General features: G+C 44.9%; 22 protein-coding genes. 10 read left to right on the top strand and 12 right to left on the bottom strand.

Translation table 11 applies throughout. From position 1 onward, the window contains the following. Positions 1 to 14: 14 nt before the first annotated feature. Positions 15 to 476 (bottom strand): DUF6386 family protein, encoded by a 462-nt coding sequence (locus PAHA3_RS16670; RefSeq protein WP_062835700.1) that lies wholly within the window; start codon positions 474 to 476, stop codon positions 15 to 17. Between the two features lie 187 nt (positions 477 to 663). Here PAHA3_RS16670 and PAHA3_RS16675 point away from each other — a divergent pair, with 187 nt between their 5' ends. Then, positions 664 to 1041, top strand: a complete 378-nt coding sequence (locus tag PAHA3_RS16675; RefSeq protein WP_062835701.1) for a PilZ domain-containing protein — start codon at positions 664 to 666, stop codon at positions 1039 to 1041. A gap of 76 nt (positions 1042 to 1117) precedes the next feature. Here the strand turns inward: PAHA3_RS16675 and PAHA3_RS16680 are convergent, their stop codons facing one another. Beyond that, complete coding sequence (locus PAHA3_RS16680; RefSeq protein WP_062836145.1) at positions 1118 to 2425, bottom strand: uracil/xanthine transporter; 1308 nt, start codon at positions 2423 to 2425, stop codon at positions 1118 to 1120. Between the two features lie 86 nt (positions 2426 to 2511). Next, on the bottom strand, positions 2512 to 3096 hold the full coding sequence (locus PAHA3_RS16685; protein WP_062835702.1) for an ankyrin repeat domain-containing protein: 585 nt from the start codon (positions 3094 to 3096) through the stop codon (positions 2512 to 2514). 183 nt (positions 3097 to 3279) lie between these two features. Here PAHA3_RS16685 and PAHA3_RS16690 point away from each other — a divergent pair, with 183 nt between their 5' ends. Continuing rightward, positions 3280 to 4185 (top strand): LysR family transcriptional regulator, encoded by a 906-nt coding sequence (locus PAHA3_RS16690; protein WP_062835703.1) that lies wholly within the window; start codon positions 3280 to 3282, stop codon positions 4183 to 4185. 69 nt (positions 4186 to 4254) lie between these two features. Here PAHA3_RS16690 and PAHA3_RS16695 read toward each other — a convergent pair whose 3' ends face one another. The 4 genes from PAHA3_RS16695 to PAHA3_RS16710 all read right to left on the bottom strand — a co-directional run bounded on the left by PAHA3_RS16695 (position 4255) and on the right by PAHA3_RS16710 (position 10454). Further along, entirely contained in the window at positions 4255 to 6168 is a 1914-nt protein-coding gene (locus PAHA3_RS16695; protein WP_062835704.1) for a beta-glucoside-specific PTS transporter subunit IIABC, read from the bottom strand. 128 nt (positions 6169 to 6296) lie between these two features. Then, on the bottom strand, positions 6297 to 7148 hold the full coding sequence (gene licT / locus PAHA3_RS16700) for a BglG family transcription antiterminator LicT (RefSeq protein WP_062835705.1): 852 nt from the start codon (positions 7146 to 7148) through the stop codon (positions 6297 to 6299). Positions 7149 to 7380: 232 nt separating this feature from the next. Then, on the bottom strand, positions 7381 to 8805 hold the full coding sequence (locus PAHA3_RS16705) for a glycoside hydrolase family 1 protein (protein WP_062835706.1): 1425 nt from the start codon (positions 8803 to 8805) through the stop codon (positions 7381 to 7383). A 191-nt stretch (positions 8806 to 8996) separates the two neighbouring features. Then, positions 8997 to 10454 (bottom strand): glycoside hydrolase family 1 protein, encoded by a 1458-nt coding sequence (locus PAHA3_RS16710; RefSeq protein WP_062835707.1) that lies wholly within the window; start codon positions 10452 to 10454, stop codon positions 8997 to 8999. Positions 10455 to 10948: 494 nt separating this feature from the next. On the opposite strand from PAHA3_RS16710, the gene PAHA3_RS16715 reads away from it, so the two are divergent. The 3 genes from PAHA3_RS16715 (at position 10949) to PAHA3_RS16725 (ending at position 13729) form a co-directional block, all read left to right on the top strand. After that, a complete protein-coding gene (locus tag PAHA3_RS16715) occupies positions 10949 to 12013 on the top strand; it encodes a suppressor of fused domain protein (protein ID WP_062835708.1) in 1065 nt (354 codons plus the stop codon). Positions 12014 to 12080: 67 nt separating this feature from the next. Continuing rightward, positions 12081 to 12842: a LuxR C-terminal-related transcriptional regulator gene (locus PAHA3_RS16720; protein WP_062835709.1), complete on the top strand. Its 762-nt coding sequence runs from the start codon at positions 12081 to 12083 to the stop codon at positions 12840 to 12842. A 107-nt stretch (positions 12843 to 12949) separates the two neighbouring features. Further along, positions 12950 to 13729 (top strand): hypothetical protein, encoded by a 780-nt coding sequence (locus tag PAHA3_RS16725; protein WP_062835710.1) that lies wholly within the window; start codon positions 12950 to 12952, stop codon positions 13727 to 13729. Positions 13730 to 13816: 87 nt separating this feature from the next. Here the strand turns inward: PAHA3_RS16725 and PAHA3_RS31155 are convergent, their stop codons facing one another. After that, complete coding sequence (locus tag PAHA3_RS31155; RefSeq protein WP_062836146.1) at positions 13817 to 15568, bottom strand: ABC transporter ATP-binding protein; 1752 nt, start codon at positions 15566 to 15568, stop codon at positions 13817 to 13819. A gap of 142 nt (positions 15569 to 15710) precedes the next feature. On the opposite strand from PAHA3_RS31155, the gene PAHA3_RS16735 reads away from it, so the two are divergent. The 3 genes from PAHA3_RS16735 to PAHA3_RS16745 all read left to right on the top strand — a co-directional run bounded on the left by PAHA3_RS16735 (position 15711) and on the right by PAHA3_RS16745 (position 20574). Beyond that, positions 15711 to 17153, top strand: a complete 1443-nt coding sequence (locus tag PAHA3_RS16735) for an ABC transporter permease (protein WP_153028225.1) — start codon at positions 15711 to 15713, stop codon at positions 17151 to 17153. 12 nt (positions 17154 to 17165) lie between these two features. Continuing rightward, complete coding sequence (locus tag PAHA3_RS16740; protein ID WP_062835712.1) at positions 17166 to 18680, top strand: ABC transporter permease; 1515 nt, start codon at positions 17166 to 17168, stop codon at positions 18678 to 18680. Between the two features lie 73 nt (positions 18681 to 18753). Then, positions 18754 to 20574: an ABC transporter substrate-binding protein gene (locus PAHA3_RS16745; RefSeq protein ID WP_062835713.1), complete on the top strand. Its 1821-nt coding sequence runs from the start codon at positions 18754 to 18756 to the stop codon at positions 20572 to 20574. Between the two features lie 60 nt (positions 20575 to 20634). Here the strand turns inward: PAHA3_RS16745 and PAHA3_RS16750 are convergent, their stop codons facing one another. The 3 genes from PAHA3_RS16750 to PAHA3_RS16760 all read right to left on the bottom strand — a co-directional run bounded on the left by PAHA3_RS16750 (position 20635) and on the right by PAHA3_RS16760 (position 23337). Beyond that, positions 20635 to 21276 (bottom strand): sugar O-acetyltransferase, encoded by a 642-nt coding sequence (locus PAHA3_RS16750; protein ID WP_062835714.1) that lies wholly within the window; start codon positions 21274 to 21276, stop codon positions 20635 to 20637. Between the two features lie 61 nt (positions 21277 to 21337). Beyond that, positions 21338 to 22345: an ROK family protein gene (locus PAHA3_RS16755; protein ID WP_062835715.1), complete on the bottom strand. Its 1008-nt coding sequence runs from the start codon at positions 22343 to 22345 to the stop codon at positions 21338 to 21340. A 539-nt stretch (positions 22346 to 22884) separates the two neighbouring features. Beyond that, positions 22885 to 23337 carry a hypothetical protein gene (locus PAHA3_RS16760; protein WP_082762886.1) on the bottom strand — a complete coding sequence of 151 codons (453 nt, stop codon included), beginning with the start codon at positions 23335 to 23337 and terminating at the stop codon, positions 22885 to 22887. A gap of 218 nt (positions 23338 to 23555) precedes the next feature. Here PAHA3_RS16760 and PAHA3_RS16765 point away from each other — a divergent pair, with 218 nt between their 5' ends. Next, positions 23556 to 23756 (top strand): hypothetical protein, encoded by a 201-nt coding sequence (locus PAHA3_RS16765; RefSeq protein WP_062835717.1) that lies wholly within the window; start codon positions 23556 to 23558, stop codon positions 23754 to 23756. Between the two features lie 233 nt (positions 23757 to 23989). Continuing rightward, positions 23990 to 24490: an AAA family ATPase gene (locus PAHA3_RS16770; protein WP_201028082.1), complete on the top strand. Its 501-nt coding sequence runs from the start codon at positions 23990 to 23992 to the stop codon at positions 24488 to 24490. Positions 24491 to 24659: 169 nt separating this feature from the next. Here PAHA3_RS16770 and PAHA3_RS16775 read toward each other — a convergent pair whose 3' ends face one another. Next, the gene (locus tag PAHA3_RS16775) at positions 24660 to 25367 is read right to left on the bottom strand and encodes a cyclase family protein (RefSeq protein WP_235599455.1); all 708 of its coding nucleotides are present in this window, start codon (positions 25365 to 25367) and stop codon (positions 24660 to 24662) included. Between the last annotated feature and the right edge of the window lie 46 nt (positions 25368 to 25413).

The raw sequence follows: 25413 nt of genomic DNA on the forward strand, positions 1-25413 counted from the left end.
TTCACATATGTACACTACATCCGGATTAATTCATCCAGCGTGTTATTTCCCTGAATACTTGGTGTCATGACAATCGCTATCCGGCTGGCTTCTCTGGATATGATACACGCATAGTTTCCGGGCTTTAACTGAAACAGGACCCCTTCACACGATTCATCCGGCTCCAAATCACCGCCACTGACATCATCTGCTGCTCCTAGATAGACATTGCCCGACGGAACTTGCAAATGATACACTTTTCCACGTTCTGCTACACGTTCTGGATCTACCTCTACATCCTCCAGGCTCCATTCCACCTCATACACTCCATCCGCACCCAGATTCAGGAATAGACAATGGCCTGCATTCACTTCAGCCAGCTCGTCCGCCGGAATGGACCACCAGTCCGAAGTATCCTGGGCACGATGCTTTAACGCAGCCAGATCATACAGGCACATTGTTGCCGTATCTGTAACCATTTGAAATTTCCCTCGCATATCCAACCGTCCCTTCTGTCTGATTCAGGTCTGAGATCAGAAATATATTCCATCATTATATCAAGCCTGGTACACGTGTAAAAGGAACCCCTGAACCATCTCTGCTTTCACAACTCTTCATTTATCGCTCCAAACGGTCGATATAAGCATAACTGACTTTTTTGAACCTGATGGAGGAAGCCAAGCCATGTCAATTAACAATAGAAAAGAACCCTTTCGCTACACATTGAAGGAACCGATCAGCTTTGAGATCTATATTCTCAGTATCAACGGAGTCAATGCACCACCCAAGCCCATTCAGGCCGAGCTGTGTGATATCAGTCGATCCGGCTGTCAGCTGTCATTTCCGCTGTCCCTTCCTGTAGAGAACAACGATATTCGAATTGGAATGAATATGTTGCTCTTTGAAGACCCTCTATATATGGAAGGTACTCTCCGCTGGGGTCAAGAAAAAAACACCTCATGGCACTATGGTGTTCAACTCGAAATGCAGGATGGGAACCAGGATCGTCTCTCCCGAGAGATGCGAATGCTTGCAGGGCAAGGAAAAATTATAGTGAAATAGTGAAATAGCCATATAGCCTGATAAAAAAACAAAAAAACAGCCCAAGCGAATTGGACTGTTGCATTATTTGGACTCTTCATGCCGCTTTACTGACTGTCGCTGGTTGCTCCATTTTGGACCAGTTCACTGTTTTTTCAAGTAGTAATGATACCAACACTCCCATCACGAGACCATTGCTTATAATGGGAATGAGATACATGGGCAACGTTTGAAAGGCTTCTGCAGGAATGTTCATTACAGCAACGCCAGTAAGTACCGGCAACGCTACACGATAGATCGTTTTCGAATTAAACGTCGTACCTTCAAGCGTTCTTAATGCCGTGCCGAACATCTGCAGATAGGCCACGAACAGAACAGCACTGCCGACGCTTGGTGGTATTTGTGCAAAAAAGGCCGTAACCGAAGGTGTAAGACCCATCATACATAACAAGCCCGCTCCAATAATAAAGGCAGCCCGGCGCAGAATGCGAGTACTCTCTAGGAACCCGATTGAAGATGCAAATAAACCAAAGGGCAGCACACCCACACAGGATGACAACATCGTGAACAGACCCGTTAGTGCATAGGAGCGTTGATATTGACGGCTTGTTGTCTCTGCCCGATACAGCTTCTCGACTGTGCTTAAGGTGGTGATTGAATTCGTCATATTCACCAGCCCTACGAAGAAAGCAGTAATGACAATGCCCGGTTCCCATCTGGGTGCTCCCCATGGAAACAGCGTGAGGCCTGTTGTTGTCTGATTGGGCTGTCCACTATGCTGTCCAGGGAACAATAGACTATACGCGATCCAGCCTGCCACAATCCCAATCAAGATCGCATAGTTCCCCAGTTTTCCCCTGCCCTTCAATTGAATCCATGCCACCAGAAATGCAATGACGACGGACAATGCCGCAACAGGCAGATCGAAACGGCCAAACTCTGTATATCCAATCATGCCTTTGAAAAAGTTCATGGTCAGTTGAATCGTCATCAGAAATAGCATGGCACTCTTCACCATAGGTGTGAACAGCTTTTGCAGCACTTGCGCTGCCCCCAGCCAGCCCAGAATCATCATCGTTAGTCCCGCTAACAAAAAACCTGCAGCCAGCCCACCACCAATACGCTCCAGACTCATACCCGCTGATGAAGCAGATACCGTCAAGCTTAACGTCAGACCCCACCACAATCCTGATGGACCATCCATGACCGCATATCGATGACCGAATACAGCTTGAAGAATACACACCGCTCCGGTAAGTATAAATGCGTGCTGCATGGAGGCAGCGATCGCATCCGGGGACAGCTGAAAATTATGTCCAATCGATAACGGAACAACAACGGTATTGGTAAACAGGAAGAAAAACCACTGTATGCCCGCCAAAATCAGTGAAGATACGTCCTTCATATTCTTTTGTGAAAACTGCTCTAGATGTCTGTTCATTCGTTAGGAATATCCTTTCACTGTTCTGTATCATAAATGTATAAGTCGCTTCAGACTTGTGTTAATAGTCGTTCCATTTCGGTGTATTGATGCTTGCGCGCATGTGCAAGTGGTGTAATCCCGTCCCGATCCGCGATCTTTGGATCTGCACCATATCGCAAAAGCAAAGTGACAATTTCCTGATGACGTACTCCACCATCTCCCAAAATGACCGCTTCCAGCAAGGCTGTCCACCCCAGGTTGTTGATATGGTTCACATCCACATCGCTGCGTGTCAACAGCAGCTCCACAATGTTCACATGGCCACGATCCGCTGCAGGAATAAGGGCTGTACCGCCGAAACGATTGGTTAAGCTTGTATCTGCACCTGCTGTAATCGCTAATTCCACCATGTCATACATACCCTCGGCACTCGCGTATAACAGCGTGTTATCCAATCGTGCATCCTGTAGGTTAATGTCCGCACCGGCGTCAACCAGCATCCTTGCCGTATCTATCTTGTTACCGTGTACCGCAGCCATCAGAGCTGTTCTCCCCAATGCATCCTGTTCATTCAACCGGCTACCCTGTGCGATAAATCGAATGACCTCATCGGTATGCCCTGCGTAAGCAGCATCATGTATTGTTCTAACCAAGTTGCTTCATCCTCCAATTCAAGGTCTTTCTCATGCAGTAACATTCATATAGAAACCAAGCCCTGTTAGTCAGGTATGCAAATCTAATGTATAGTAACATAAGATCGTAGTATATTAAAAATACATGTTTTGTTGGCTTTCTATACGAATTACATATACATTGCAGGCAAAGGAGACAACCACTTGGATATCAAACAATGTCGCTATTTCATTGCCATTGCCGAGGAGAAACAGATTACAGCAGCAGCCCGAAGACTGCATATGGCTCAGCCACCTTTAAGTCAGCAGCTTAAGTTAATGGAGGAAGAGCTTGGTGTGATTCTATTTGAACGCAAAGGGCGCATGATGGAGCTAACGCAGGCGGGTCGCAGCTTTTATGATTATGCGGTTACCTTGACCAAATATATGGAGGAAGCTGTAATGGAGATGCAAAGTTTCCGTCACGGCATACGGGGCAAACTCGCCATCGGCATCAATACCATATCGGATCGCCTGATCCCGCAAGCACTGCAGCAGTTCCGCACCACCCACCCACAGGTTACCTATAAAATTCAGCAAAATGAATCTGCGCAATTATGCCGATTACTGGAAGATGGCAAAGTTGAACTTGCCTGTGTACGCATGCCTGTCCAGACCGAACGCTATGAGGTGCTGCACCTGCCACAGGAGCCCCTTTTCTATATTTCTTCAACACCGCTGGATAGCCCGACAGAGATGGGCGTAGGAGCAGAGATGGGAACTTATTTTGAGCAGCTTACAGGTATCCCTCTCCTGCTTCCAAGTACAGAAGGACTCGGTATGTTCGAGCTGATTTTGGACAAGTTCCGGGAACACCAGGTTACCCCCTCCATCATGGGCGAATGCTCGGACATTAATATGTTGCTGGAGCTGGTCCGACTCGGCTTCGCCAGTTCCATCGTACCACATACGGTACTGCAGCTATACCAAGAGCATCCTTTCCACGTATATCGCATTCAGGATCAGCATTCCACGGTTGGCTCGGCGCTGGTCTGGCTGCAGAACCGCTATCTCTCCAAGCCTGCACAACACTTTGTACAATTGGTACAGGGGATGCTTCCCGTGGTCTAAAAAGCTATAAACAAAAAAAGCAGCTTTACCGGATCACATTCCGGTGAAGCTGCTTTTTTATACTTATGGTTAAGCTTTAGCTGTGAACAACAAGTCTTTTTCTTTGATCGTCGTGCGACCAGCAGACTCAATGGACTCATATTGATGCATGTTCGTAATTATGACTGGTGTAATCGTTGTATAACCGGCTTTTTCGATCTGTTCCCGGTCGAACTCCATGAGTACATCACCCACGGCAACCTTCGCACCTGCTTGAACTTTAGGTGAGAAGAATTGACCTTTCAGCTTCACGGTATCAATACCGATATGAATCAACATTTCTGCGCCTGTATCACTTACCAGACCAATGGCATGTCCACTCTTCGATAACGAGAACACCGTTCCGTTAATCGGAGAAACCACGCGGCCTTCAGATGGTTGAATCGCGAATCCTTTACCCATAATCTCTTCGGAGAATGCAGGGTCTGGCACTTCGCTCAGCGGTTTAACTTCACCAGTAATCGGGCTGAATACTTGCTCATCTTGTGCTTTTGCTTCTTCAGTTACAGCAGGAGCAGAAGTTGTTGCAGCTGGTGTTGCAGGCTCAGCTACTGGTGCAGCTACTGGCTCCGATGCATTTTCTTCTTGGAAGCCCAAGAAATACGTAATGATCGCTGCTGCTACGATGGCAATCAAACCACCAACCAGAGCATAAATCAATGTGCTAATTGCTGGACTGACAAATGCCGCAATACTCGGCAGACCCGCAAGTCCTGTAATAACATACGATTTAACATTGAAGATCCCCATAAATGCACCAGCAATTGCACCCCCGCTGAGAGCTGCGATAAATGGTTTTTTGAACTTCATGTTGATACCATACATCGCTGGTTCCGTGATCCCCATTATAGCAGTAAGACCTGTGGAGTACGCAAGCGATTTGGTTTTAGCATTTTTCGATCTGAGACCCACACCAAATGCTGCACCACCTTGTGCCAAGTTAGCTGCAAACATCAGTGGAATAATAAAGTCGTAACCCAGTGTTGTCATTGAACCTACAACGATTGGCAACAACGCATAGTGCATACCTGTAATGATCAGCAGTGACATCGTACCACCAATCAGAATGCTTGCGAAGATGGACATGTTGTCGAACAACCATGAGATACCACCAGACAAACCATTACCAAGAACAGTACCGAGTGGTCCAACGGTCATCAACGTCAGTGGAACCATAATTAACAGGGTAACTGTTGGAACAATGAGTAACTTAAGTGAAGCATGTATAACACGATCAACAGCTTTCTCTACATATGAAGCAATCCAAACGGCCAGAACAATCGGAATAACGGTAGAAGAATACGTTGCCGCTATGACTGTAATCCCCATAAAGGATGAGTTCTGACCATCGGCCAGCAATGCTGTAATGGTCGGGTGCATAATACCCGCAGCAAGCGCCGCAGCAATATACATATTACTACCCAGCTTACGTGCAGCACTAATTGCCAGAATGATTGGCAGGAAGTAAAATGCACCGTCACCGATTGCAGACAAAATGATGTAGGTCGAGCTGGTATCGGACAACCATCCAACTGCGACAAGGATGGCCACGATCCCTTTGATCATACCTGCACCCGTAATCGCAGGCAGAATTGGTGTAAACATACCTGAGATGAAGTCGAACAGCGCACTTATTGGATTTCTCTTTTTCTTCTCCCCAGTTGAAGCACCTGATGATGCATTATCTGCGGTTGGTGATTTGGACATGTTGCCAACAAGTGCGTTATACACTACAGGTACATCGTTACCGATGATAACCTGGAACTGTCCACCGTTCTCCATCACGCCCATAACGCCTGGTGTATTTTTCAGCGTCGCTTTGTCCGCTTTTTGGTTGTCATTCAGGTTAAATCTGAGTCTTGTCATACAGTGTGTGACTTGATCGATATTCTCTTCGCCACCAACAAGCTTCAAAATATCCTTGGACAATTGTTGTTTATCCATTGTGTTTTGCTCCTTTTATGTGTAATGAAGGTTAAAAAAAAACCTAAACACTGAATAATGACAAAGCAGATCAGCTTATCATTATTCAACGTTTAGGTTTTGCCTTTTTAGCAGTAACAATCCCAATTTTATTCGATTGTTTGTTCATTTCTGACAACTCGTTCAATATGAATGGTCAGATACAGTATTTCTTCCTTGGACAACACGCGATTATAGATCTTACGAGTATAATCACTAATCCTTACTGCACATGCATGTGCTTCCGGATACTGCTTACTCACCAAGTCATGAAGCGGATTATCTTCTTCTTTATCTTCAATCGCCATTCCTTGCAACACACGTTGGGCAAAGAACTTCAGATGAGTTAAAAATCGATAATAACTCAATGAATCTTCATCAAGCTCAATTACAAAGCTACGTCTTACGATGTTAAGTATGTCCTTAACGATATTCGTAATGCTGATCGTTTCCCTCATCTCACCGTTCATCTGGGCATTAACCAGATGCATCGCAATGAATGCGCATTCGTCTTCGGGAAGCAGGACACCTAATGTTTCCTCAATAATCTGTAGCGCCTTGAGTCCAATGGCATATTCCTTCCGGTACATGCGCTTGATCTCCCAAAACAGTGCGTTACGGATCTGCAATCCTTGACGATGTCGATCAATGGCAAAATGAATATGATCCGTCAGTGAAATGTAGATGCTTTCATGCAGCTTCTCACCTAACACCGTCTCGGCATAACGGATAATCTCATCCGAGCACTCGACATATTCAACCGGGATATCAGACAGAAGCGTTTTGAGTTTCTGTGATACTTCCTTACTTTCAAGCGAGAATATTTTTTCGACGAGACTCTCGTCTATCAATTCACCAGTATGCTTTTTGAAGGCAATTCCACGTCCCATAACGACCAGTTCGTTTCCTCCCGGATCAATTACGGTAACTACGTTGTTGTTAAGCACCTTCTCAATTTTCATTTCTTCACATCACCTTGCACCGTCAAAGTAGTAAAAGGCAAAACCAAAGCAGGTCACGAAATATGCCCTGCTTCTGGTTTTGCCTGATTGAACAGTAACAATCCAGTATTCATTAGCCTTAGGCCCATCTTACCATATAATTATCCATATGACAATGTTTTTGTGAAAGCGGTTAATGTGCGTTAATGTGACATAAGAAGATGCTTTACAACTATGCTTGAAGAACTAGTATTTACTCATTGTTGTTCTTAAGACTTGCGCCATTCGTACCTATAACTTCTTTGTACCAGTGGAATGATTTTTTCTTGTAACGATCCAGTGTTCCTGAACCATCATTATTGCGGTCTACATAGATGAAGCCATAACGTTTCTTCATCTCTGCTGTTGAAGCACTTACCAGGTCAATACAGCCCCATGACGTATACCCCATCACTTCTACGCCATCCTCAAGAGCTTCTCCCACTTGTACCAGGTGGTCATTCAAATATTGAATACGGTAATCATCGTTCACCGTTTTATTGCCATTTTCGTCGGTAATCAGCTCATCGACTGCACCCAGACCATTTTCGACAATAAACAATGGTTTTTGATAACGATCCCAGTATTTGTTCAAGGTTACGCGTAGTCCTTGCGGATCGATCTGCCAACCCCACTCACTCGCTTTGAGGTAAGGGTTTTGTACACCTGCGAACAGGTTTCCTTTACCTTCGATACGTTTCTCGGGATCACCTGTCTCACAGATACTTACATAATAACTGAAGGAGATAAAGTCTACGGTATGCTTCAGAATTTCAGCATCGCCGTCTTCAAACTTAATATTGATATTATTTGCTTTGAAATAACGATTAATGTATTTCGGATAGTAACCACGTGCATGGATATCAGCAAAGATATCATTTCGCTGTTCCGCATGCATTGCTGCAACCACATCATCCGGATTCGGAGTCAACGGATACGTAGGCATGCTCAGTACCATACAGCCGATTTTGGCTTCAGGCATAATTTCATGACCCAATTTAACAGCCAAGGCACTGGCTACCAATTCATGATGGATCGCTTGGTACAGATCCTGCTTGGACAATTCTGCTTTTGGCGTGTAGATTCCGCCGCTCATGAATGGCTCTTCCAGAATGGAGTTGATTTCGTTGAACGTCAGCCAGTATTTTACTTTGCCTTTGAAACGGTTAAACAGCACTGTTACATAGCGCTCGTAAAATTCGATCATTTTACGGTTAACCCAGCCATCATACGTTTTGGACAGATGCAGCGGTGTCTCATAGTGCGAGATCGTTACGAGTGGTTCAATACCGTATTTGTGGCACTCATCGAACAGGTCATCATAGAATTGCAGACCTTTCTCGTTTGGCTCCAGTTCATCGCCTTTAGGGAAGATACGGGACCAAGCGATGGATGTACGGAATACTTTGAAGCCCATTTCGGCAAACAATTTAACATCCTCTTTGTAACGGTTGTAGAAATCGATACCGATCAGTTTTAGGTTATCTTCAGTAGGTGCTTCCGTTCTAGGCGTTGTAATCCCGTGTGGCATTACGTCCTGAACAGACAGGCCTTTGCCATCTGTATTATAAGCTCCTTCAAGTTGGTTGGCTGCTACAGCGCCGCCCCATAGGAAATCCTTCGGAAATGGTGTTGTCATGTCAATCATTCCTCTCTAATAACGGTATTTTCATTCTTTGTCTAAATGCATTACTCTATCCTTTGTCGACAGGAAAAAGCGGACAATCTCCAACTAAAAGGGCCATCAGGAAAATTAGATTCCTTCCATGCCAACTTTCGCGTTAGGTTTTGCCCGCTTTACATGCGGTTACAATCCTGGAAACGAGAGAACTACAGTTGCTCACCATTGCTGGAGATTACGTTTTTGTACCAGTCGAATGAATCTTTTTTGGAACGTTTGAGTGTTCCGTTACCTTCGTCATCCAGATCCACGTAGATGAAACCATAACGTTTGGACATTTCGGAAGTGGACATGCTCACTAGGTCAATCGGGCCCCATGCTGTGAATCCAATCAGATCCACACCGTCTTTGATCGCTTCTTTCATTTGTTCAATGTGTTTTTTCAGGTAATCCACACGATAGGAGTCATGGATCGAACCGTCTTCTTCAACACGGTCATATGCACCCAGACCATTTTCTACGATGAACAATGGTTTCTGGTAACGATCCCAGAAGTTGTTCAGGGTTACGCGCAGACCGATCGGATCGATCTCCCAGCCCCAGTCGGACGCTTCCAGATAAGGGTTTTTCACGCCGCCAGTCAGGTTACCTGCTGTTTCTTCCTTGTCTGCGGATGCAGATTTGGTTACGGACATGTAGTAGCTGAAGGAGATGAAATCAACGGTATTGTTCAGCAAGATCTCATCATCGCCTGCTTCTTTTTGGATCACGATGTTATTTTCTTCAAAATAACGAGCCATGTAGTTCGGGTATTTACCACGAGCATGCATGTCCGTGAAGAAGAGGTTAATCTGATTCTCGTGTTGAGCCAGACGAACATCTACCGGATTACAAGTTGCTGCATAAGTTTCCATACGAGCAAGCATACAACCTACTTGGGAACCAGGCATAATCTCGTGTGCAAGCTTCGTTACCAATGCACTTGCTACAAATTGGTGATGCAGCGCTTGATAAGTGGTTTGCAGCTTGTTGTCCACTTTATCGATCAGAATGCCGCCGCCAGTGTACGGGCTGAACAGCATGACGTTAATTTCATTAAACGTCAGCCAGTATTTTACTTTATTTTTATAACGGTTGAACACCGTTTCTGCATATCGAACATAGTGCTGGATTACTTCACGGCCAGCCCAGCCGTTGTATTTTTGCGTCAAGCCAAGCGGTGTCTCATAGTGAGACAATGTAACGAGCGGCTCGATGCCATATTTTAACAATTCGTCGAATACTTCATCATAGAATTTCAAGCCTGCTTCATTCGGCTCTTGATCATAACCGTTCGGGAAAATACGTGCCCAGTGAATGGACAAACGGAATACTTTGAAGCCCATTTCAGCAAACAATGCAATATCTTCTCTAAAGTGATGGTAGAAATCGATACCAAAACGTTTCGGGAAACGTTCTTCGATTTTGCCGGAGAGGATCTCTTCAATTCGGGAAGAGGAAATTTCCATGGCATGTCCGCCTGTACGCTTCTCTTTAGGAACATGAGCGATCATATCCGCTGTGGAGAGGCCTTTACCGTCCTTATCGAATGCACCCTCCAATTGATTGGCAGCTGTAGCGCCGCCCCATAGGAAGTTTTCGGGGAATCCTTTTTTTGCCGTGGTCATGAACAACAACCTCTTTTCGAAATTTATTTTGGTTTTTCCAGGTAAAAAACTGTAATTCAGAGCAGAAAACAAGAAAAACCTAAACTCAAGGTAAAATAGCACCAAAAAAAGGGGCCTTCATTTCACCATCAGTTTAGGTTTTGCCTGTCTTCACAGTTACAATCCATCAAAAGATGTTATTGCATATTCTGTTGTGTTTGCTCTTGTAATGTAAGCGTAACATATCTATTTTGCAAAATCAACTTCACGATTAGTCGAGTTCATTGGCAGGACTTTGGTCCTCCAAATCCGGGATTTTATCCTTTCCTAATCAAACTCCGCCAGATAAATACCTTTCATACTCATGTAAATTCACTCCTCGCCTTGCAGTTGGTGACCCCGAAAGTCCTATCTCTTACAATTCATCCTAAAGCCGCTTGAAACCACCCTTGGAACAGGTAGACTTAATTTTAAATGTTTTTTCGGGGGAAAGACTATTCTAGGAGGATTTAGAAATGACACATGAAGAAAACACATCCGGTTGGGACGCGATTGATCAAGCGATCGGAGAACTGTACGGAGAACAGGAGCCACATCATTATGGCACATCCATTCCTTATATGCTTGGAGGTCCGGACCCGCTCGACGGCATCAGCGTGTATAAGGCGAACACACCCATGCCTCATTGGCATTTTGTCACCTATGGTTTCTCTGAATTATATGAAAAAGAGATGCAGGATGCATCCAAAAGCGGGTATGGTTTTGAACTCACATTTCGACTTACCCGCAGCGAAAATGAGACTGAACCGCCAGCCTGGGCACTAAATTTATTACAAAATATGGGACGATACGTCTTCAATAGTGGAAATGTCTTCCGCGCAGGCGATTACATGGATGCCAATGGCCCCATCTGCTTGGCGTCTGATACCCTGCTGACAGCGCTCGCTTTTATTGAGGACCCTGACCTGCCCGAGATATCAACACCTAATGGTTCAGTGCAATTTGTTCAGATGGTGGGCATTACAGGTCGTGAACTCGATATGATTCAAACCTGGAACGCTCGCGGCTTCCTGTCTGCCTGCTCCAGTTTCATGCCCAAATATGTGACGGATCTGATGAGAAATTCGTATGCAGATATCCCTTCTGTTATACAGGCAGTCCAACTTGGAATCGAACAGGACGGGTCAAGCACTGCGTTTTTATTCATACAACAACTGAGCTGGGAGTCCCCGCGCAAAAAAATGCTGCAAAAAACGGTTCCGGCCAAACTCCAGCTTGGAGCCAAACAAGCCGTTTTAATTGGTAACATTCTTCGCAGCCGAATGTCAAAAGGTGAATCTCTGTCGTTGATCGGACCGGATGTAAATATTCTGTTCAAAGCCGGAGAACAGCCTGCTCTATTGGAATCAGATAGACAAATTACACTAACCGTGAACAAGCAGATTGTTGAAGAGTTGGCACAGAATCTCCATCCGGTTGAAGGGACATTCGAGATTATTTCTTTGGATCGTCTCCTCGTTCAGATTGTTAAAACAGAGATTAAGGACCAGGAAGGACACGTCATTAAAACGATTGGCTAAGACCACTCTCAGATGCAATAAAAGAACTACGTTTTCGCTTAACGACTGTGCAGCAAGGAGGAACAACATGCCTGCCATTACATTTGCCTCACGGCACAAGGAGTCCGCAACTCGCTCGCATGCAGCAGGAACGGCTCCGTTCGACTATTTACCAAAATCCAGTCTGGACAGGCTACGCAAAATCAATCATTTTCTGATTCATGCATTCCAGAACAGCATATCGGATATCAAAGAAAATTTAACAGGCACCTATCTTTTTCTACTCACAGATACGGACGGTGTGTTACTTTCCATGGATTACAGTTCAGATCTTGAAGCTGTAGTCGAACATTCTCCCATTCGTCCAGGCATGATCTTCACCGCACAGAGCTGTGGAGTAAACGCCATATCTGTAACGATGAACAGCAACGAACCTGTATGTCTGCTACCCGAGCAGCATGAAAGTCCATATTTTCAAAGTTGGCATTGCTACGCCTCACCTCTGACCATGGGGTCGCAGCATTTCGGTTATTTGGATGTGTCCACCATTAACGCGGATATGCAGGGCGAACTGATTGCCATTGCCAAGCTGATTCCTGCTTATATGCAGAACAGTTACCAGAGTCAACAAGCTGCTGAACTTTCTGAGAAATCAGCGGTTGAGTTCACGGAGCGTCAGTTAACCATTCTGGAGATGATTGCGGAAGGCCTGACCGTAAAAGCCATTGCTTTGAAATTGAAGATCAAGGAATGTACCGTGAATCATCACAAAAAAGTGATTTTCAACAAATTAGGTGTGCAATCCAGCACAGAAGCTGTTTCAATTGCCAGCCGATTGTCTTATTTATAGAGGACCCCTATAGATTCCTATAGGTATTAAATGAGAACGTTTGTGCTACAATTTAGAGAACAAGCAAGATGTAGAGAGAGAAAACACACACATTTCAGGAGGGTAATATGACAATTCCAAAAAAAGCTTCTTTATTCGCCATGCTCATTATGATTATGCTGGTTGCATCCGCTTGCGGTGACAAAGCAGATAACACAGCCGCAACAGAAGAGCCTACCCCGACAGAAACAACGACGGGAACTGATTCTGATACAGCGAATACAGAAGAAACAGAGAACACAGAACCAGCAAGCGAAGAGTCCAAGGAAACCGATAATTCCCAAGACGTTGAGCTGGGGACTACGGAAAAAGGCTCTTACACCAATGACTACTTTGGCGTATCTCTGAAGTTCCCGGAAGCTTGGGAGTTCCAGGATGCTGCAGGCATGAATGAACTGACAAGTGCCTCATCCGAAGCGATTGCTGGTGATGATGAAACGAAGAAAAAACAAATTGAACTGTCTCAGACCAAAACATTGAATCTGCTTATGGCTTCACAGTACCCATTGGATGGAGGTCAAGTTGGCCCTTCCGCTATGGCTATTGCTGAGAAAGTAAGCTTGTTGCAGGGTATTCGTACAGGTAAAGACTACCTGGAAGCAACCAAAAAATTCATGGTAGATAGCCAGTTCCCTTACGATTACAAAGAAATGACGACTGAAACCATCGGTGGTAAAGAGATGGATCTGATGCAAATCACGATGGATGCAGGTGACGGTTCAACGATTACTCAGGACTACTACAGCACGATTATTGAAGGGTATGCTTTCAATTTCATCTTCACTTACATGGATGATGAGACCAAATCCGAGATTGATAACATCAAAAAATCGGTTCAATTCAAATAATCACTTTAAAATTCAACCCCGATAACGATCTGTGGAGATCATCGTCGGGGTTCTTTTGTATTTGAAAAAGACTATATGTTGCATTTACTAACTAGATATTGCGACCCAATGTCCATCCTTGACTTCTACCCATCTGGAATGTTCCAGATTATAACGGTCCTCTACTTCAACATTTTCTCTAGCGGTTTCTTTGACAACATGTCTCTTTTTCTTCGCTTCTACCTCCGGATCAGGCACAGGAATAGCAGACAGCAATGCCTTGGTGTAGGCATGTTGCGGGTTGGAATACAGTTCTTCGCTCTCTGCAAGCTCCACAATTTTCCCATTATACATGACAGCCACGCGATCACTGATATGTTTCACCATGGACAAGTCATGCGCAATGAAGAGATACGTCAAGCCGAGTCGCTGCTGCAACTCTTCAAGCAATTGTACGATCTGTGCCTGTATCGACACATCCAGTGCAGACAACGGCTCATCACATACGATGAATTCAGGTTCCACAGCCAGAGCTCGCGCAATACCGATCCGCTGTCTCTGTCCACCTGAGAATTCATGTGGATAACGCTGTGCATGGGTGGGATCGAGACCCACCATCTCCAGCAATTCCTCCACCCGCTTCTCCCGCTGAGCGGCAGTACCTGCAAGCTGATGAATATCAAGGGCTTCTCCAATGATATCCATAATTCTCATTTTGGGATTCAGAGATGCATAGGGGTCCTGGAAAATAATCTGCATATGTCTGCGCATTGTCTTCATCTCCGAAGCGGACAAGCGATTGAGCGGGACTCCCTTAAACAGCACATCTCCACCTGTTGGCTCATGCAATCGCAGAATGGCACGCCCCGTGGTTGATTTTCCGCTGCCGGATTCCCCTACAACGCCGAGTGTCTCTCCTTGACGAATATGGAAACTGATATCATTAACGGCCTTTAAGGTGTTACCTTTACCCAGATTAAAATGTTGTCTGAGCGATTTCACCTCAAGCAACGGCTGATCGTCTTCCAGATCTCTCGGGACTAATGATACCGGTTTGGGCTTTTTCTTCTGGTCCAGACGTGGTAATGCATTCAGAAGTCTGATCGTATATGGGTGTTTGGGGTTAGCAAAAATCTCTGTTGTTGTCCCGGTTTCCACAATCTGTCCTTCTTTCATAACCACAACCCGATCGCACATGCCTGCCACTACGCCCAAATCATGCGTGATCAGGATAATCGATGTGCCCAGTTGGTCCTGCATATCTTTCATCAAATTAAGAATCTGGGCCTGAATCGTAACGTCAAGTGCGGTTGTCGGCTCATCAGCAATGAGCAATTCAGGACGACAAGCGAGTGCAATACCGATCATGACCCGCTGACGCATGCCTCCGGAGAATTCGTGCGGATATTGGTTGTAGCGTATTTCGCTGCGAGTTATCCCCACCCGCTCCATCATGGCAATCGCCTGCTTCTTGGCTTCCCTTTTGGACACCTTCTGGTGTTTGATCAGACTCTCGGAGATCTGTTTACCCACTTTAATGGTCGGATTAAGAGAACTCATCGGATCCTGAAAGATCATGCCAATATCACGTCCACGAATGCTCTCCATCTCTTTCTGCGTTTTATTGGCCAGGTCGACTCCTTTAAATAGAATCTCTCCTTTTTTCATCTGTGAGGGCGGCGATGCAAGCAGCCTCATTATAGAACGTGCTGTTACACTTTTTCCGCTGCCCGATTCTCCTACAATGCCCAACGTCTCGCCTTTTCGTATTTCAAAACTCACTTCTCGCACTGCCTGAAACTCACTCTCTCCAGAGTGAAACGAGACAGATAGATCATTAACTTTCAGTAAAGGTTCCATGCCATCACCAGCTCTCATCCATTTTTCACATACACATATGTATACAATTATTACCTTGACAATTGTTTAGACCCTAAATAATATATACTATATCAATCGGAATAATGCAATTTAAACCTGAATGAAAGGAGGTATGCTTGGTTTGAATCTTGCAGAAAGCAGCAGACTCTCGCGGTTGGTACACAATATAAGTTTTATTTATGGCAAAATGCTGCTTCATCCTTCCTACCGATATGTTCTGTTCATTCTTGGATTACCGATCAATTTGGTCGTGTTTCTAATATGGCGTTCGAATCGAAAAAATGACGGCTGGGTAGCTGCCAGGCAGGCGGCTGAGCAAGAACTGCTCGCTTCTTCCTACAGGAACAAGCTTAAGTTGGAAGTCGAAGAACAGCTGCGTCGCAAACATCGTTTTTTCCAGCAGCAGGTCAGTGAGGGAGAATTCACACGTCAGACCGAGGAATGGTTGGAAGAAAGTGTTCAGACAGAGTTGAAGGAGCGGACGTCCCGCATACTTCAGGAACAAGGACATCAACGACTTACAATGGCCGATACGTTCCACACCCTTATCGACAAACCATGGTTTTTCGCGATATCCATTATTCCAGGCTGTCTGATGTATAGCATTCTGTTTTTGTATGGCAATCCTTATCTAAAGTACATATTTGAAAGAATACTGATGACGGTATTCGTCATTCTGGGCGTAGCAACACTCGTATTTACGATTTTGTATCTGTCTCCGTTTAACCCGGCAGCTAACATTCTCGGAGAGACAGCGACGCAGGAACAGATTGCAGCATTCAATCAGGTGTATGGCTTGGATCAGCCTTATCTTACACAGCTTTGGAACAATATCAAGGGAGTTGCCTTCTTCGATCTTGGCAAGTCTTTTGCAGGAAATGAAGATGTCACGGCAACGATCGCAAGGAAGTTTCCAATTACATTGACGCTGGCGGTCATCTCCTTGCTACTGGCACTCGTCATTGCATTACCCATTGGTATCATCTCTGCAATTAAGCCTAATTCGTGGTTCGACTACACCTTCATGTTTATTGCTCTGATTGGATTATCGATTCCGAATTTCTGGCAAGGACTTATTTTCATTCTGAACTTTTCGATCAAAATGCAGTGGCTTCCCGCCACATTCAACCCGCAGAACTGGCTGTCGATTATTATGCCAACCATTGTTCTGGGTACGGGACTCACAGCTGCGGTGGCTCGGATGACTCGGTCTTCTACACTGGAAGTCATTCATGAGGATTATGTCATGACCGCCCGTGCCAAGGGGTTAAGCGAACGTCAGGTCATGCTGAAACACGCTGTACGCAATGCATTGATTCCCATCGTAACTGTGGTTGGACTTCAATTCGGAGCCATGCTGGGTGGGGCAGCGGTAACGGAGAAAGTGTTTAATATCAGCGGTCTCGGTAGTTACATTGTAGATAAGCAATTTATCCCCGATATTCCGAGTATCATGGGCGGAGTAATCTACACAGCGATTACGATCTCCATTATTAATGTAGCGGTTGATCTGCTGTACGCTTTTATTGATCCAAGAGTGCGTTCCAAGATGAAACAATATTAAAGCAGGTGTACTATGACAAAATCAGGTTCCTTTACACAAGAAATGCGTTTCCGGCTTAAGTCTTCTCGCGAATACAGTCAGGCCAGCTTCGCCTGGGTCACGTCCCTTCTCTTGACTGCATTGTTGCTGTTCAACAGTTACGACTGGAGCGGGCAGACGTTCAAACCATTTCTGCTAACGATACTTGGGATCTACTTATTCTTCACACTGGTCCAAAGTGTTATCACCTTTCGGATTCGAAAAGACTTGATCCGTAACGGTACGGTCTCTGCTCTGACTCGCAGGTTAGCCTGGGTTCAGCTACTTGCTATCATTTCAGGCAATATATTTATCGTAACGGCAGCCTTTCATCTGATTCGAAAATCCAGGAACGTGGAGTATACCTTTGCGGTGTACATGCTGTTAACCCAGCTGTTCGTGATCGGTGTATCGGCGTTAAATATCTTCAAACCTTATGTGGCGGACAACTTTCTGCCAGCCATGGCGGTGCTGATATTTATTCTGGTGATCGACCTGGTCGTACTGCTTATCGTATCCCGATATCACGCGACCTCTATCCTCCCTCGCTGGATGATCGGTGTCAGTGTAGTACTGATTCTGACCTCGATCACAGGTAATGTATTTGCACTATTACTCGGCATTTCCATTATTGGACGCATTCGCAGACAGGGGAAACAAAAATCAAACTTCTGGAACGATCTGTGGGAGCGCCTTGCTCCGAATATGACTGCCATGTCCGGTTTGTTTTTTATCATTTTTCTGTTCTCGATATCGATCTGCAGTTTCTTCACCTTTGACTACAGCATGGCTGTGGAAAATAACTACTCGGCTCTGCTTCAACCGCCTTCCCTTGCGTATCCCTTGGGAACGGATGACTTCGGACGATGTTTATTTTCCCGGATTGTATTCGGTGCCCGGATCTCCTTGATTGTAGGTTGCATGTCGACCATCATTCCTGTGTTGATCGGTGGAGTCCTCGGAGCATTCTCCGGCTTCTACGGAAGACATACGGATAACATCATCATGCGGCTGCTCGATATTCTCTATGCGATTCCAGGTATTCTGCTCGCCATTGCAATTATTGCAGCGTTCGGAGCCAATACGGTCAATCTCATTCTGGCGCTGAGTCTGGGTTCAATTCCAACGTATGCCCGTACCATGAGAGCCAGTGTACTCTATGTATCTACTTTTGAATTCGTGGAAGCTGCACGTGCACTGGGGTACAACAATCGTACGATTATTTTCAAACACATTATTCCCAACTCCCTTGCGCCCATGATTATCAAGTCCACACTCACGATTGGTGGAGCCGTTATTGCTACCAGCAGTTTGAGTTATCTAGGACTCGGCGTGGAGCCGCATATTCCGGAATGGGGTAACATTCTGAAGCTCGGCAGTACATACCTGGAGACCCACTCTTATCTGGCGATTTATCCAGGCTTGGCTATTATTCTGCTGGTTCTTTCGTTTAACTTTCTCGGTGACGGTCTGCGTGATGCGCTTGATCCCAAGCTGGAAAAGGCCTAAATGATTCGTTGAAATGAATGATAAAGAAAAAAGAATTCACACATCACACATTCAAGATATGGAGGGTAATCCCATGAAAAAACGTACACTCATCTCATTGCTATTAATTCTCGTCATTGTGATTTCCGGCTGCAGTGTAAAAACGAAAACCGAATCCCAGGCGGAGACCGCACCAGCGGACACAACAGAAACTGCGCAAAAACCGGCAGACATTGAACTGCTCGCCATGAGTTCTTCCGAAAATGATGTAAACATTGTCCGCGACCAGCTGACTAAAAATGGCTTCAATGTGAAGCTGAACCTGCAACCGGATTATGGCAGCTTCAAATCCCAGCAGGATGCAGGGAATTATGATCTTGCCTTGTCCAGCTGGACAACAGTAACGGGAAATCCCGATTATGCGGTGCGTTCCCTTTTCAAAACAGGTGGCGATTACAGTATCCTCGCCGATGGGGAGATTGATAAACTTATCGATCAGGCCGCTACCCAAACACCTGACGAATACAAAGACACGTACAAACAATTGGAAGATCGTTTGGTAACGGATCAGGCGTACATCGCGCCTTTGTACATTTCCCTGAAAAGTCAGGCAGTGAACAAAGACATTCTGAATGTCGACACCGTTCGTCTCTCCAAATCCCGCGCCATGGCTTGGGAACCGATTGAGTTCAACGACAGCTCCAAAAATGCCAAAGATCCATTGATTCTGACGCAAAGTGCATCCGTACTGACTTCCCTTGATCCGATCAAAGGAAACGACGGTTCCATTAACCAGCTGAACACCAATATGTATGTACGTCTCGTTAACCTGACAGATGACGATCAGCTGACAGCTGAAGGATCACTGTCCCATAATTTCAGTATTGCTGAAGGAAATTCAGACTACTACTTCATTCTCAGAGACGATATCAACTTTGCGAAGATTGATAACAAAAAAGCTGTAGATACAGGAGAACGTGTTGGTGCAGATGATGTGATCTTCTCCCTGGATCGTGCTAAAAACAAAGATTCCGTTCCGGATCACCGGACGTACAGTTTGCATGAACACATCAAAGAAGCTGAGGTTGTCACGGATCTGAGTGCATTGCAATCCATTAAACAATCCAGTGGCAACGGCACAATCCTCGAAGCATTGGAACAAGGATTGGGCAGCAAAATTACGGAACTCGTGACTGACAAAACCAAAGCAGATAATAGTGCAGGTAAATATCAGGTCGTTAAACTGACAACAACTGAACCTTTCCCACAAGTATTGAACTACCTGGCTCACCAATCTGCGGGTATCGTGTCCAAAAAACAGGTGGAGAGCATCAACACATATGATGTAGCTTCCTTTGACGTGAACAAAGATATTCCTTACGGTGACCAGAACACGGTGACTGAAGGCGCAGCATACAATAACACCCTTTATACTAGCGGACCTTACATTTTGTCTTACAAAAATGACTATGAAGCAGTATTCTTGCAAAATCCGGGATATCGCAAAGGCACTGAATATGCACCAAAAATTGCTCAGGTCAATGTCCGGTTCATCGCGGATGCAGACAGCGCCCTCTCTGCTCTTCGCAGCAGTGAAATTCACTTATACTACGGTGTACCTGAAACCAAGTATGATATCATCGAAAATGACAGCAAGCTGAAATTGCAAAGTCTTCCAAGTAACGCTGTCTCTTATCTGTTGTTCAACACGGCCAATCGTGAAGTTGCCAAGAGCAGTGACCTGAGAAAAGCCGTGTTGTACTCCATTAATCAAGATGAGATTTTGAGTTTCTACAAGAACAACAAACTCAAAGCATACTCTACAGTAAGCCCGCTCGTTCAGACTGGGAATGAATTGAAAGCTGATCCTGCAAAAGTAAAAGAATTCTTGAGCAACTATAACGCGTCCAAGTAAACGTATAACAACAAAAGGCTGCCATCAAGATCATGTATTTGATCCTGATGACAGCCTTTTTTATTCTTCAAGCACACGGCAATCTGCCAAAACATCGGGGAAATTCCGCATGCTGTCCGCTTCCGTAATTTTGCGAATAACGCGGCACGGTACGCCTGCCGCAAAAGAATGCGGTGGAATATCACGCGTTACCACACTACCTGCTCCGATGACACATCCGTCTCCAATCGTTACGCCCCCGCACACTGTGACGTTTGCCGAGATCCATACATCGTTACCAATCGTGACCGGTTTGGCATAACATAGCGACTTCACATCACCGTTCTGGTCCACCATCTGTCTCCGCTCGCTGGCAATCATGGGGTGAACGGGGGTAACAATCGTAACGTTGGGTCCAAAACTGGTATAGTCCCCAATTGTCACTTGCGCGTCGTCTTGTATCGTCAGATTGTAATTACCAAAGAAGTGATCGCCTATTCGGGTATGCACACCATAATGAAAGAAGATGGGACCTTGCATAAATCCACCTTCACCGATTTGCCCCAGTAGCTGTTGCAATATCTCATTTCTTTCCTCAGTCTGTTCTTCAAAAGTCTGACTGTAACGCTGACTGAGATTATGGGCCCGCCTTTTGATGATCTTTAATTCCGGATCACTTGGACTAAACAACCTGCCCTGCATGATTCTCTCTTCTTCACGCATCATAAATCCTCCTCTACAAGAGTTAGCTTATAAAATAAAAGCCACAGACATGGCCTGTGGGTTATAAGGCTTCTGATAGAATGCCTGACTTCAACGCCTGAAGCACCATTCCTCGTAACCCAGCATCAAAATCATGTTGAAACGAGTCCTGATGTACAATCTCCGGCAATGATGGCATGGGATGATGCTTCCCGTACTGTTTCCACGCCAAATCCAACTCTTCTCTCTCCACACGCTCCTGATAAATGACAATCTGGTGCGGAGCAACGACAGCATTAATCGTTTGCAGAATATGACATACCTGCACTACAAAATCATCGTTGCTCATGTCACTTTTCCAATCAGGTGAATACGGAAGATACTTAATCTCACCAAACATCCCTTTATTCCCGCGGATCATCTGTCCATTCAACATCATGCCCATACCCGGTGGATATCGGTTCGGAAAATAAATGCCGGCTACACTCTGTTCCTTCATATCAGCATGCTGTGCACAGTATCCGCTAATCGCTGCATTAACATCATTTTCCACAAGAACGTTCAGTTGGAACTCACTCTCGATCTCCCGTATCAGATGTGAATGAATAAGCTCTTCATGACTGCTCACCGTGATGTCCCCATCCACGGCTTGCCCCGGAATACCGATGCCGATCATATTAATGGAGGGATACTCCGCAATGAAACGCGATATAAGTTGCAGCACATGTTGTTTATCGAAAGCAGGCAAGACGCTCTCTTCCTTCAACACAACCTTATTCTCCAAATTCATGACCGTTGCCGAAATCAATTCCTGACCTTTCATCTCTTTGATGTAAAGAACCAAAGCAAGCTTGAAATTATAATTATATCGATATGCCTGAGCAGGACGACCGCCGTTAGAGGGAACCACTTTATCCTGGAACAACTCTCCGCCATCACATAATTCCTGGATCAGTGCATTAATGGTAACAACACTAAGATTGGTTAGTGAAGCTAATTGCGGTTTGGTCGCCGTCTCGATCTGCTGCATAACTTCACGCACATTATTCATATTGATGTATTTCATCATTGTAGCATTGGCTTTTTTCATAACCCTCTCGTTTCTACTCTGGTTCAATCGAGCCAAAGCAATGGTATGCATGTCATTTCACACCATATCATAGCACAACATAATACCTTACTCGAACCTATGAGTTCCTTCGTGCGGGCCAAGAATCGAAATTGTCAGAGCTACTCTGGTTTACTCAAACAAATCATCCATCGACTTCACAGGTTTCACTTCTATCGGCTGCTTTGACAAGGCCATACATGCATAGGTACCCACCCAAATTATAACTGCCATAATAACGTAGACCATCCATGCTCACCTCCCTGTTTCCTGCGAATCATGATTTTGCAGTTGGCCGCTTCTACGGTAGTTAATAAATATACTTTATAAAGTTTATATCATAAGTATGCGAGGATGAACCTTTTTTGTCAATATGATTTGTCCGAGTCCTTTTAACTGCAAGAAAAAAGTGGGCAGTATTATTAAAAAACGCATTATCTCAGTGCCAATAGTAAATAGCTGCCTCCAAGATCATGTATTTGATCCTGAAGACAGCTACTTTTATATCATTAGAGCGCTATTTATTTCGAGTATTTCCCCTGTATGTCAGGTAATAAGGTCGCAACCTGAATACCCACTCCCCATGCAAAATAGACCAAGTGAATGAGGGAGACATCCTGAATCCAGTACACCTGCACCATAATCCAGATGATGAGAGCAAAACCCGTGTACAAGGAAAACGTCCAAGCCCAGTAGCGGTCAGAATAAAGATTCAGTCTCTCACCCAGCCCACAATGAACGTAGCGGAAGAGCGAGATAGCAATCACTATAGGCATCACGCCAAGAATCAGCAATAGGATGATCCCAGGGAACAAAAAATTGGCAAACGGAGAACGTTCCAACAAGGATTCGGGCAAATTCACCATACTTCCGGATGGGTCCATGATTAAAATGACGCCTCCAACAATCGCCCCAAGCCCTAGAATTCCATGCATCAAAATGAGTAACCACGATCTGCCTATACGCTGCTTCATCATGAATTGCTCCTTCCTTTCTCTCGTTTCTCAACCTCATACAGTCATTCATAGGCGAATTATTATCAAACCCTCTAGTACCATTCTCACACATGCCGTGCATTGTTCCTGTGCTTCTTTTCACTATTTTGGTCTCAAAAATCAATCGTCTGGTAAAACTTGATAAAAGAACGTACGTTCGGTATAATGGGATTATCCTGAACAAGCGAGAGGCAGATATGGACGACAAATTTATTAAGGAATTACGCGAGATTAGTCGGGATGACAGACGAAGATCGGAATTCATGATTCAAGGTTTGAAGGAAACACTGCAAGAACGCAAAGAAGAAGGCATACTCAAGCGCTGGATACGGCGTAAGAAAACAGAGAAAAAAATCTCCCAAAGATTTAATCAAGATCCCTACTCGGATCAAAAGTAACATCATAAAAAGGAGGCGGAATACGCCTCCCTTGCTATTTACATATTTGAATTATTTAGAATTTGTTAGTTTTGTGACTTAACCCATAAGTTTACCAAAGCACACATTTATGCTTCCCATAGGTCTAATCCTAGCTGGACTTGGTTCCTGATAAGCTAACTTACCTGTTGCCAGTTTATTGCCTTTTTGTGTTAATGTAGTCCAAGGGACTTTCTTATAAAGGGAGTGAAAATATGACAAATACTTCGGGCTCAATATCAAAAAAGAAGACGATAATTCTGGTGACAGGAATGTCAGGTACAGGCAAATCAACAGTTCTAGGCGAACTTGCTCATAGGGGGCATAGAATTATCGACACCGATTATGATGGTTGGAGTGAGAATGTGGATGGTTCTGGGTGGTTATGGCACGAGAATCGAATTGATGAGCTGCTCACTGAACATAGCGAAGGTGCTTTATTCATTTCGGGTTGTGTATCAAATCAGGGGAAGTTTTACCCGAGGTTTGATGCAGTAGTGTTGTTAAGCGCCCCCCTCGAAGTAATCCTTGAACGTATAACTTCCCGTAAGACGAATGAATATGGAAAAACGGTTGAACAACGTGAAGAAATTATACAATACGTCGCTAGTGTTGAGCCTCTCTTACGTGCTGGAGCTACTGTTGAGATCGATACCAGGAAGCCGCTTGATGAAGTTGTAACCGAGCTTGAGCTCATTGCCAACTCCATTAGCTAATCACTTCTTCACACTGTATAAAACCGCCCAGTTCAATCTAAGTACCTGGTTAAACTAAACTGCCCGTTAGTTTAACTGAAAGACAGCCGACTATTTAGCCGGCTGTCTACTTGAGTATCATTCTGAGTTCTGTGCCTGATTTATCTTATAGCTTTTGATCCACTCCGTTTTACGGCAAAATGGCAAACGATCGGACTGGAAAGCCAGATGCTTTCTCCGCCTTCGGTACAATGTTGAAGATTACCGCGCCTTTAGCTGGCACCTGATCCAGGTTTGTTAACAACTCAACCTGATATGTATCCTGAGCAAGTACATAATATTCTGCGAGAAGTGCCCCATTCTTCTGATAATCCACGGCTGAATCCGTGTCAAAGGTTTCATGCCCAATAGCTTGTACTTTTCTCTCCTCAAATAAAAACATCAGCGCACTAACGGACCATCCAGGTGCATGACTGTTGCCCTCATCATCCTTATTATCAAATGCTTCATGGTTAGGCCAGCGTTTGCTCCAATCTGTACGTAAGGCTACGAAGCTCCCAGCTTCAATGACGCCATGCTCTCTTTCGAATTCAATAATATGCTCCACATCCAGTGTGAAATCCGGATTATTCTGCACCTCAGCGGACTGGTCAATGACCACAAGCGGTAGCACAAGCTCCTTTAAACCTAGTTCATCCAGATACCGGGTATCCCGAACAAAATGGATCGGCGCATCAAGATGTGTCCCGTATTGACCCGGGAACTTGAAGCTCTGGGCAAAGAAACCTTGATCGTGATCAAACAGGGTATCGAATTGTGCAGCATCAAATGCTGAAAAATGTGGAGATTCCGGTCCAAATGTATGGGTCAGATCCACCCACTTCTTTTCTTTTAACAATTGAATTGAATGAGTTCGTTGGACATCCTAATCACCTCATGCACAG

It is taken from the genome of Paenibacillus amylolyticus (genome assembly GCF_001570725.1).
Taxonomy (GTDB): Bacteria; Bacillota; Bacilli; order Paenibacillales; family Paenibacillaceae; genus Paenibacillus; species Paenibacillus amylolyticus_A.